Source organism: Candidatus Binataceae bacterium, assembly GCA_035508495.1.
GTDB lineage: Bacteria > Desulfobacterota > Binatia > Binatales > Binataceae > JASHPB01.
Genome location: DATJMX010000006.1, coordinates 76,385 through 86,665 on the forward strand (window position 1 = coordinate 76,385; position 10,281 = coordinate 86,665).

Below are 10,281 nucleotides of genomic sequence, written 5' to 3' on the forward strand. Positions count from 1 at the left end.
GTCAGGGAAACAGCGGCGGATGCAGATGCGACCAGGGGCGGGCGCGCTCGTAGGCGGCGGCGAGAGCGAGCAACTCGAACTCGCCGTGCGGTCGGCCGACGATTTGAAAACCGATCGGCAATCCGGCGCGGCTGAATCCTGCGGGTACGGTGATCGCAGGTTGTCCAGTCGCGTTGGAAGGAAACTCGAACGCGATCCAGGTCCACAGTTCATCGAGATAGCGATCGGGCTGTGAGGGGAAGGCGCCGTTGCGCATCGCAGGCCGCGTCATCGTCGGTGTTAAGAGGGCGTCATACGGGTCGAGCCGCTCGACGATGCCGCGCGCGATGTTGTGCATCGTTGCGACGAGATTGACGTATTCGGCGGCGCTCACCTTGCTTCCATACTCGTGCATCTGGCGCACGACGGGATCGACACGCTCGGGATTCGCCAGCGGAATCGCCGCGATTCCCACGCAGATCAGAATTCGCGCGCAATCGACGAGCAGCGCGCCGGGAAAAAGATCGATCGGTTCGACCTGATGGCCGAGCTCGCGTATCGCGCGGCACGATTCCTCGAAGGCACGCGCGACGTCGTCATCGACCTCGCCCAGTTTCGACGTCGCGATCGAAGCGAGCTTGAGATTGCGCGGAATAACCTGAACTGCCTGGGCAAACGGCCGCGTCGGAGGCGGCGCCCAGTAGGGATCGCCGACCACGTGTCCCGCGATTACATCGAGCATCAGCGCGACGTCGCGAACACTGCGCGCGAGCGGGCCGCGCGTCGCGAAGCCGCCCCACGCTTCGCCGCGATGGGGTGCGTAGGTGATCCTGCCGCGGCACGGCTTCAGCCCGACGACGCCGCAGTTCGAGGCCGGCCCGCGAATCGAGCCGCCGCCGTCGCTGCCTTCGGCGATCGGTCCGAGGCCTGCCGCCACCGCAGCCGCGGCGCCGCCGCTCGATCCGCCCGCATTGAAATCGAGATTCCACGGATTGTGAGCGGTGGGACACAGCCCGCCTTCGGTCGTCGGGCGTGCGCCGAATTCGGGCGTCGTGGTCTTGCCGAGCCAGATTCCGCCCGCGTCGCGCAGCCGCGCTGCAATCCTCGCTTCCTGGGGCGCGAGGTTGTCGGCAAAGTTATGCGATCCAAGCGTGGTCGGGATTCCGAGCGTCGGCGTGAGATCCTTCAGCGAATACGCGACGCCGTAAAGCGGCAGCTCGGCGGTCCTCGAGCGTATACTTTCGAGGCGCGCCGCGTCGGCCATCGCATGCTCGGCGGTGATCGTCATATACGCGCCGAGCGCTGGATTGAGCTTCTCTATGCGGGCGAGAAAAAATTCGGCGACCTCGCGCGGGCGCACTTCGCCGCGCACGACGAGATCGCGCAACTGCCACGCTTCTATGTAAGGATCGAGCGTCACCTATTGCGCCGTGAGTCCGCCGTCGACGGACATCGAAGTGCCGGTTACGAACGACGCCGCGTCGCAGCAGAGCCATGCGACCGCCTCACCGATCTCCTCGGGCCGCGCTTTGCGTCCGACCGGCTCGACCGAATCGAGGCGCGCCGCGAGCTTCGGCCGGCCCGCGACCATCTCCTCGACCAGCGGAGTATCGACTACTCCCGGGCACACATCGTTGATGCGAATCTGCGAGCGCGCGTATTCAAGGGCCGCGCACTTGGTGAGGCCGACGACGCCGTGCTTCGCGGCGGTATATGCGGGCATCGAATGCGACGCGACGAGCCCCGCCGCCGAGGCGGTGTTGACGATCGCGCCAGGAGACTTCTGCGCGAGGAACTGGCGAATCTCGGCGCGCATGCAGAGCCATACGCCCTTCAGATCAATGGCGATGATGCGATCGAATTCAGCTTCGTCGTAGTCCGCGGTTTTGCATTGCGCGCCGCCGATGCCGGCGTTGTTGAACGCGCAATCGAGGCGGCCGTAGGCTTTCACCGCCGCAGCGACCATCGCGTCGGCGTCGGCGGCCTTCGATACATCGCAGCGCACGAAGCGTGCTTCGCCGCCGCGGTCGCGCACCATCCTGGCGGTCTCGTCGCCGGCCTCGGCGCTCACGTCGGCAATGATCAGGCGCGCGCCTTCACGCGCGAAGATCAGCGCGGTTGCGCGACCGATACCCGATGCGGCGCCGGTAATGATTGCACTCTTGCCGCTCAGCATTGATGCCATCGCAAAATTCTCCGTCGATTCGAATCGTCGTCAGTCTGCCACTTAAGCGACGAATTCTCCAAGTGGCGCGGTGGCCGCATTCTCGCTTCTCTGCTAACTCTCGCGCGACGGGGGATCGATTGGAGGAGTTGATATGTTACGCAGCGAAGGACGCATTCTGACCACGCATGCGGGCAGCCTGCCGCGCCCCGCCGACCTGACCGCGATGTTCGTGAAGAAAAGCCGCGGCGAAACCGTTGACGAGCAGGCCTTTGCGGCAGCGATCGAAAACGCAACCCGCCGCGTGATCAAAAATCAACTCGACGCCGGGATCGACATCGGCAACAACGGCGAGCAGGCGCGCGAGAGCTTTTTCACCTACGTGCAACATCGCATGAGCGGTTTCGGCGGGCGCAGCGAGCGTCCGATCATGCGCGATCTCGTCGAGTATCCGACCTTCATGAAGATGCGCTCGGCGGACTTCAGCCGCGAGATGGTTGACCTGCTGCATTCGCCCAAGGCGATAGCGGATGTGGCCTATCGCGATCGATCTGCGCTTGAATTTGAATGCTCAGAGACCAGGCGCATTGCGTCGGAGCAGCCGCTCAAGTTCGCCGAGATGTTCATGACCGCGCCGTCGGCGGGGATCATCGCGTCGGCGATGCTCAACGATCATTACAAAGATTATGAAGCGTATGTTAACGCGCTCGGCGCGGCGCTGCGCACGGAATACGAATACATCGCGGCGCAGGGCTTCGTGCTCCAGCTCGATTGCCCCGATCTCGCGATGGAACGCCACACATCGTACGCCGATCGCACGCTCGACGAGTTCCTGAAGTACGTCGAGTTGAATATCGCAACGACCAATCGCGCAATCGCGAACATCACCCCGGATCGGGTGCGGATGCACGTATGCTGGGGGAACTACGAGGCGCCGCATGACCTCGACGTGCCGCTCGAAGCGATCCTGCCGCTGCTCTACGAGGCCAAGGTCGGGGCGCTGGTGCTCGAAGCGGCGAACCCGCGGCATCAGCATGAGTATCGATACTTCAAGCGGCTCAAAATGCCGCACAACTTGCTGCTCGTCACGGGTGTGATCGACACCAAGACCAACTACGTTGAGCATCCCGAGGTGATCGCGGACCGGCTCGAGCGCGCCGCCGAGGCGACCGGCGACGCACGCCGCGTGCTGGCCGGCACTGATTGCGGATTCGAAACGACGGCCGGCCTTGGCGAAGTCGCGGAAGAAGTTGTGTGGGCCAAGATGCGTGCGATGCGTGACGGCGCCGACCTCGCCAGCAAGCGATTGTTCTGAGTTCGAAGCGCGCGCCGCATCGATCGGAAATACGGCGCGCGCCAGAGAATCGCTCAGCCTTCGCGCCGAATAAAATCGAGCAGATCGTTGTTGATGCGTTCGACGTGCGTGAGCATCACGCCGTGCGGCGCACCTTCGTAAATCTTGAGCTCGTTATTGGGCATCAGCTTCGCGGTGCGACGCGCGGTGATCTCGAGCGGCGCGGACATGTCGGCTGTGCCGTGAATGATCAGCGTCGGCAATTTGATCCTGGGCAGCTCGGCGCGAAAATCAGTTTCCACCACCGCCTTGTTGCATTCGATGATCGCGAGCATCGACGCCTGGAACATCTGGTCGATTCCCCACTGCAGCAACTGATCTGAAGTATCGGGCATCACGAACGGCCGCGCGTTGTCGGCGAGCCATTTGGGAAAGTCCCTGCGCCAGATCTCGCGGGTCTGCTCGAACATCGAGCCCGGGACGCCCTCGAGATTGTCGGCGGTCTGCAAGATGAACGGCGTCGTCGGCGCGATGAAGACGAGCTTGCGCACGCGGCTCGAGCCGTGGCGCGTGAGGTAGCGTACCATCTCGCCGGGCCCCATCGAATGGCCGACCAGCGTTAAATCGCGAAGGTCCAGCTGTTCGATAACGGCCGCGAGATCGTCGGCGAGCGTATCGTAATCGTAACCATGACCCGGCTGACTCGATCGCCCGTGGCCACGGCGATCGTACGCGATGCATCGCAGTCCTTGCTCGACGAGCGGCACCATCTGGTACTGCCAGAGGTCCGAGTTCATCGCCCAGCTCGCCACGAACAGCACTGGCGTACCCGTGCCCCAATCCTTGTAATAGAGTGCCGTGCCGTCCTTCGCCGCCAGATACGGCAGCCGCGGCATCGAGGTCGAGATATCTTGTCGTTCCATCGTCATCCCTCCAATTCAGGATGCTCGATCAAATAGTCACTCCGGTGCTCTTGTCGATTACTTCCGAGGTAGTGAGTGTTGGCGTGCGATCCTCGCGACCGAAAAGAAAACGGAGGGCGCGTTGCAGCGCTCTCCGTTCGTGTCAAACAAATCGTGTGAGGTCGGATTCTAGCTGTGCCAGGGTTCGACGAGAATCTTGGCGTGCTTTTCGGGCGAGCCCAGATCGACGAACGCCTGCGGCACTCCTTCGACGCCGACTTTGCCGGTGATCAGTGGATCGCCGTTGACGCGGCCCTCGGCGAGGTTGCCGAGCGTCGCGGTGAATTCCTCCGCCGAGTAGCCGAGCACGAACTGGATATTTAACTCCTTGTTAATGCCGTTCATCGGCTGGATGTGATCCTCTTCCATGCAGACGCCGACCACGACGAGGCGCGCGCCCGGCTGGGTCGAAGCCATGATCGTATCGATCACGCCCGGCACTCCCACGCATTCGAACACCACCGCGGGACGAAGCGCGGGCCCCGGCATCCACGGCATCTGCGGCGGCGCCTTCGACGGATCGCTGTACGCGGCCATCGACTTCCAGCTTTCGTAGGGCGACTTCTCCTTCGGATCGATCACGACGTCCGCGCCCATCTTGAGCGCGAGCTCACGCCGGCGCGGCGAGAAATCCGCGGCGACGATCGGATGGATTCCCTTCAGCTTGAGCGACGCGATAACTGAAAGACCGACCGGACCGCACCCGATGACGAGCGGCGCATCGTCCTTTTCGAGGCGCGCCTTCTGCACCGCGTGATAACCGACAGCCATCGGCTCGGTGAGTGCGGCGCGCTCGGTCGAAAGGCCGTTGGGCACTTCGAGCAGCAGAGCTTCGGTGAGGCGCATGTACTCGGCATAGCCGCCCGGATTTTCATTCGAGTAGCCGACCGTCTCGACCCCGGTCGGCTTGATCAGGATCGGCATGGCGCACACGCGCGTGCCGGGCTTGAAGCGCTTCTGCGCGCCGGGTCCGTAATCGACGACCTCGGCGCAGAACTCATGTCCCATCACGATGTCGCGATTGAGATCCATCACGAAAGCGCCGCCGGAGCGCCTGGCGCCCTCGACCAGCTTGTCGGCAAATTTAAGCGCGTGCAGATCCGAGCCGCAGATGCCGCAGGCCAGGGTCTTGACGATTACTTCGCCCGGTCCGGCCTTGGGTTCCGGCATCGTATCAACGACGAGTTTCCTGTTTCGCATGATCGCTGCGCGCATGGATTGTCCTCCGCTGAAAGCGGCCCGCCATCGCGCGGCGCCGCTGGATTGTCTTCGAGTTGGGCAAGGGCCCAACGCCGCACTCTAGCAGGGATAGTCGCCGAGGCGTAAAGGGCGCGCGATCGCGCCGCCGCGCCGCGGATACGGCCTTGTATTTGCACTTGGACTGTAATAAGTGTCGGTCATCCGCCGCGCTTCGGAGAATTCATCATGAGCACTATCGTTCCCAATCTCGATGCGATCCAGAAACTGCTCGCGACCCACCAGGGTCCGGTCGTCATGATCAACCTGCTCAAGTTCAAGGAGAAAGCGCAGGGCGAGGAAGGAACGGGCGCCGATGCCTACAATCGCTACGGCGCGGCCGTCACCAAGATGCTCGCGGCGCGTGGCGCGCGAATCGTATGGTCGGGGCGGCCGGCCGCGGTGCTCATCGGCAGCGAAGCCGATCAGTGGGACGCCGTCGCGCTGGTCGAGTATCCGAGCGTGCAGACCTTCGTCGAGATGGCGACCAGCGCCGAGTACCAGAAAATCCACGGCCATCGCGAGGCCGGGCTCGATCGCACGGTGTTGATCGCGTGCTCACCGATGGTTTACCAGCCCGGAGCGAACTGAGATGGGACGCAAGATCCTTTTCATTACCACCGATCAGCAGCGCTACGATGCGCTCGGATGCAACGGCGGCCGGATCGCGCAGACGCCGGTGGCGGACAACCTCGCGCGCCACGGGATCAATTTCCGCCGCGCGCACAATCAGAATGTCGTCTGCATGCCGGCGCGATCGACGATGATCACGGGGCAATACGTGCGCACGCATGGCGTTTACTCCAATGGCGTGCCGCTGCCGCTCGACGCGCCGAGCGTCGCGCAGTACCTGCACGATCGCGCGGGTTACCGCACGGCGCTTATCGGCAAGGCGCACTTCGAACCGATGATCGATCTGCACGGACGCTGGCCCGAGACGCACATGGGGCGCGACGGCACGCACGGGCCACATCGCGGGTTCGACTGGATGGAGCTCGCGATGCACGGGCCGATGGGCTCGTATCACTACACGCGCTGGTTGCAGGAAAATTTTCCGCACGAGGTGAGCGGCTTCGTCGCGATGCTGAGTGCGGAGTCGCGCGGCGACACGGGCGCGCCGGAGACGGCATACAATCCGATTCCGCGCGAGCACTATCACACCGACTGGGTGGCGGATCGCACGATCAAATGGCTCGGCACGCTGAGCGAGCAGGACAACTGGTTCGCGTGGATGAGCTTTCCCGATCCGCATCATCCATGGGATCCGCCGGCGAGCGAGGCGCGGCGAATCAAGTGGCGCGACCTCGACCTGCCGCCGGGGCATCCGGGATCGCCCGACAAGATCGAGGCGATACTCGCGCAGAAGCCGCGGCATTGGCTCGAATGGTATCGCGGCACGTTTCACAACGATGAAGGCGGCGCGCGCGCGTTCGAGCCGGCGAAGCTGACCCATGACCAGGTGCGCGAAATCAACGCGCTCACGCATATCGAGAACGAGCTTATCGACGAAGCCTGCGGGCGCGTGCTCGCGTATATCGCAAGCCGCGGATGGGACGCCGATACCGACATTTTCTTCACGACCGATCACGGCGAGCTGCAAGGCGACTTCGGGCTGTTGTTCAAGGGGCCGTACCACGTCGATGCGCTGATGCATATTCCCCTTATCTGGCGGCCTGCGCCGAACGCGAGGATCGTGCCAGCGGAGATCGCGGAGCCGGTCGGGCAGCTCGACCTCGCGCCGACCTTCTGCCAAATCGCGGGTGTGCCGCTTCCGGAATGGATCGAGGGCAAGGCGCTGCCGACCGCGCCGGGCTCGGATCGACAACGAGTCATCACCGAATGGGACAGCCAGTTTGCGCAAATCGGGATCCATCTGCGCACGATCTATCGCGACGGCTACGTCTGCACGGTGTACGAGCCGACCACGCGCGACAACGGCTTCGATCTCGCGCGCGTGTACGCCGCGCTGCGCGTCAGTGATCCGCTGCCGGATATTCGCTACGACGGCAGCGAGGGCGAGCTCTACAACCTGGTCGAAGATCCGCGGCAATGGCGCAATCTGTGGAATGATGCGGGTTACCGAAAGCTCAGGTCCGATCTGATCGCCGACCTCTACGACAACCTCCCGCCCGCGCGTGACCCGCTGCTGAAGGTCGAGTCGCCCGTCTAGCACGGTTTCATCGACTTTGCCCTCGTCCGTGATGCAATTCGTTGCACGGCTCGCATCGCGGCCTCTCCCGGGTTGCGGCCTTCGCCCGGTTCCAGCCGCGAACGAAGCGTTGCTCACTCCGCTCACCATGACGGATTGGAGCAGGAGTGAGAGGCTACGCTTGACTCCCTAGACTAATAGTATTAGTAAAATGGCTATGTCGATTAGCCATTCGAAAACCCTTGCCGCCGCGCTCGCGATCGGTGCCCTGTCCGCCGCCGCCCCGCTTGCGGCCGCGTCCACCACACAGTTCCTCGCGGTAGGCGATGGGAAAATCGCCTACGACGATTCGGGTGGCAGCGGACCCACGATCATCTGCGTGCCGGGACTCGGCGACGTGCGCGGGCAGTATCGGTTTCTCGCGCCGCTCCTGGTGAAGGCGCGGTTTCGCGTCGTCACGATGGATTTGCGCGGCACGGGCGAATCGAGTGCGGGCTGGCCGGACTACACTCCCGCCGCCACTGGCGATGATATCGTCGCGATGGTGAAGCATCTCGGTGTCGAGCGCGCATGGGTCGTGGGCAATTCTTTCGCGGGCGCATCGGCAATTTGGGCCGCCGCGTCGGCGCCACAGCAGATTGCGGGGATCGTGCTGATCGATCCGTTCGTGCGCGATACTCCGGTCGGAATCGGCCCGCGCCTCGCGCTCGCGCTCGGGATGCATCGGCCGTGGGGCCCCGCGTTCTGGGTGATGTATTACAAGTCGCTCTACAAGACCGAGCCGCCTGCCGACCTCGACGCGTACGTTACCGCCCTCAAGACGAATCTCAAGGAGCCCGGCAGGTTCGAGGCATTGCAGGCGATGGTCGATGCTCCCAAAGCGCCATGCGAGGCGCGCATCAAAGACGTCCATGCACCCGCGCTCGTTATCATGGGCGCGGCTGACCCCGACTTCAGCGATCCGAAGGCCGAGGCTGATCTTGTCACCGCGCGTTTGCACGGCCAGGCGTTCATGGTCGCTGGCGCGGGTCACTATCCGCATGCGGAGATGCCGCAGGCGGTCGCCGATGAGATAGTGGCGTTTATCAGGAGCCGGAATGCGAACTAGGGCGGGCCTGACGCGCGAGGCGGTTGTTGCCGCGGCCGCGGCGATCGCCGACAGCGAAGGAATCGAGGCGTTGACGCTGGCGCGGCTCGCCGCGGAGCTGGAGATCAAGCCGCCCTCGCTCTTCAACCATGTGCGCGGGCTGCCGGCCCTGCGCCGCGAGTTGAGATTGCTCGCGCTGCGCGAGCTTTACGACGCCCTCAGCCGCGCCTCGGTCGGGAAGTCGCGCGGCGATGGCGTTCGCGCGCTCGCCCGAGCGTATCGCGCCTTCGTCAAGAAGCATCCCGGGATTTACGCTGAGACGTTGAGCGCTGCCGACGACGATCCCGAGGTCGCGGCCGTGGCGAATCAAATCATCGAAGTGTGTTCGGCGGTGATGAGCGGCTACCAGTTGAAGCGCGCCGAGGCAATTCACGCGTTGCGCGCGATGCGCAGTGTTGGCCACGGGTTCGCGAGCCTCGAGGCTGCCCGCGGCTTTGGCATCCCCGTCAATATCGATGAAAGCTACGCGTGGTTCGTCGATAACTTCATCGCGGGCCTCGAAGCGGCGCAGGCGCGCTCTGAGCGGCAGGCGGCACGGGCGCAAAGCGCCCCGCGTCGAAAGCGCAGCGCAAAGCGCTGACACTCGCGCTTTTGCGGTATTGGGCGCTTGCATATAGTCTGAGTTGTCAGACTGACAGGGGTTCACACGATGGCAGCGAATCGATTCAACACTTCCAATCCGGCGCTGAAAGCGTTCCGTACCGCAGGCGTGGTCGGCGAGCGCGCGATGACGATCGAGGGAACCGCGGAGAAGACCGCGATCCTGCTGATATTGGCGTCCGTGGCCGCAATGTTCACGTGGCGTTTCTATAACACCGCGCCGCAGAGCGTTGGGCCGCTCGTCATGGCCGGAGCATTGATCGGATTCGGCGTCGCGATTTTCACGACTTTCAAGCCGCTGTGGGCGCCGATCACTGCGCCGATGTACGCGGTGTTCGAGGGTGTGGTCCTGGGCGGCATTTCGGCGGCGGTCAATTCAAAGATGCCGGGCATTGCCGGGCAAGCCGTGTTTTTGACCTTCGCGGTGCTGGCCGGGATGCTGATCGCCTACCGCACCGGGATCATCAAGGTGACCGAGCGGTTTCGGATGGGAGTTGCGGCTGCGACTTTCGGAATCGTCGGGTTCTATCTAATTGCTTTTGTATCCAGTCTTTTCGGCGGCGCCTTTGGAAACACGATAATTTATGGATACGGATTTTTCGGAATCGGATTCAGCGCTTTCGTCGTGACGATTGCGGCGCTTAATCTCACTTTGGATTTCGATTCGATCGCCAGACTGTCGCAGGCCGGCGCGCCGCAAGCGATGGAATGGTACGGCGGATTCGTGCTGCTGATCACACTGGTATGGCT

10 protein-coding genes are annotated in these 10,281 nt (G+C 63.5%); 6 read left to right on the plus strand and 4 right to left on the minus strand.

All coding sequences use genetic code 11. The annotated features are described in order from the left end of the window. Position 1: 1 nt before the first annotated feature. Positions 2 to 1,399: an amidase gene (locus VMA09_02490; GenBank protein HUA32447.1), complete on the minus strand. Its 1,398-nt coding sequence runs from the start codon at positions 1,397 to 1,399 to the stop codon at positions 2 to 4. After that, positions 1,400 to 2,164 (minus strand): glucose 1-dehydrogenase, encoded by a 765-nt coding sequence (locus VMA09_02495; GenBank protein HUA32448.1) that lies wholly within the window; start codon positions 2,162 to 2,164, stop codon positions 1,400 to 1,402. 133 nt (positions 2,165 to 2,297) lie between these two features. Here VMA09_02495 and VMA09_02500 point away from each other — a divergent pair, with 133 nt between their 5' ends. Next, positions 2,298 to 3,458, plus strand: coding sequence for a cobalamin-independent methionine synthase II family protein (locus VMA09_02500; protein HUA32449.1), 1,161 nt, complete (start codon positions 2,298 to 2,300; stop codon positions 3,456 to 3,458). Between the two features lie 53 nt (positions 3,459 to 3,511). On the opposite strand, the gene VMA09_02505 is transcribed toward VMA09_02500, so the two are convergent. Together VMA09_02505 and VMA09_02510 are read right to left on the minus strand one after the other, a co-directional pair. Then, positions 3,512 to 4,360: an alpha/beta hydrolase gene (locus VMA09_02505; GenBank protein HUA32450.1), complete on the minus strand. Its 849-nt coding sequence runs from the start codon at positions 4,358 to 4,360 to the stop codon at positions 3,512 to 3,514. A 168-nt stretch (positions 4,361 to 4,528) separates the two neighbouring features. After that, positions 4,529 to 5,599 carry a zinc-binding dehydrogenase gene (locus VMA09_02510; GenBank protein HUA32451.1) on the minus strand — a complete coding sequence of 357 codons (1,071 nt, stop codon included), beginning with the start codon at positions 5,597 to 5,599 and terminating at the stop codon, positions 4,529 to 4,531. A 225-nt stretch (positions 5,600 to 5,824) separates the two neighbouring features. On the opposite strand from VMA09_02510, the gene VMA09_02515 reads away from it, so the two are divergent. From VMA09_02515 to VMA09_02535, 5 genes are all read left to right on the plus strand, one after another. Beyond that, positions 5,825 to 6,226, plus strand: coding sequence for a DUF1330 domain-containing protein (locus VMA09_02515; protein HUA32452.1), 402 nt, complete (start codon positions 5,825 to 5,827; stop codon positions 6,224 to 6,226). Between the two features lies 1 nt (position 6,227). Further along, positions 6,228 to 7,805, plus strand: a complete 1,578-nt coding sequence (locus VMA09_02520; GenBank protein HUA32453.1) for a sulfatase-like hydrolase/transferase — start codon at positions 6,228 to 6,230, stop codon at positions 7,803 to 7,805. Between the two features lie 196 nt (positions 7,806 to 8,001). Then, a complete protein-coding gene (locus VMA09_02525) occupies positions 8,002 to 8,892 on the plus strand; it encodes an alpha/beta hydrolase (GenBank protein HUA32454.1) in 891 nt (296 codons plus the stop codon). After that, a complete protein-coding gene (locus VMA09_02530) occupies positions 8,882 to 9,511 on the plus strand; it encodes a TetR-like C-terminal domain-containing protein (protein ID HUA32455.1) in 630 nt (209 codons plus the stop codon). Before VMA09_02525 ends, VMA09_02530 begins: the two co-directional genes overlap by 11 nt. A gap of 69 nt (positions 9,512 to 9,580) precedes the next feature. Next, on the plus strand, positions 9,581 to 10,281 hold a 701-nt coding region (locus tag VMA09_02535), incomplete at its 3' end, for a Bax inhibitor-1/YccA family protein (protein ID HUA32456.1).

Bases quoted from the DNA above. Each gene is read 5' to 3' on its own strand.
- VMA09_02495 (HUA32448.1), bottom strand. From the start codon at position 2,164: ATGGCATCAATGCTGAGCGGCAAGAGTGCAATCATTACCGGCGCCGCA.
- VMA09_02510 (HUA32451.1), bottom strand. From the start codon at position 5,599: ATGCGAAACAGGAAACTCGTCGTTGATACGATGCCGGAACCCAAGGCC.
- VMA09_02515 (HUA32452.1), top strand. From the start codon at position 5,825: ATGAGCACTATCGTTCCCAATCTCGATGCGATCCAGAAACTGCTCGCG.
- VMA09_02520 (HUA32453.1), top strand. From the start codon at position 6,228: ATGGGACGCAAGATCCTTTTCATTACCACCGATCAGCAGCGCTACGAT.
- VMA09_02505 (HUA32450.1), bottom strand. From the start codon at position 4,360: ATGGAACGACAAGATATCTCGACCTCGATGCCGCGGCTGCCGTATCTG.
- VMA09_02500 (HUA32449.1), top strand. From the start codon at position 2,298: ATGTTACGCAGCGAAGGACGCATTCTGACCACGCATGCGGGCAGCCTG.
- VMA09_02525 (HUA32454.1), top strand. From the start codon at position 8,002: ATGTCGATTAGCCATTCGAAAACCCTTGCCGCCGCGCTCGCGATCGGT.
- VMA09_02530 (HUA32455.1), top strand. From the start codon at position 8,882: ATGCGAACTAGGGCGGGCCTGACGCGCGAGGCGGTTGTTGCCGCGGCC.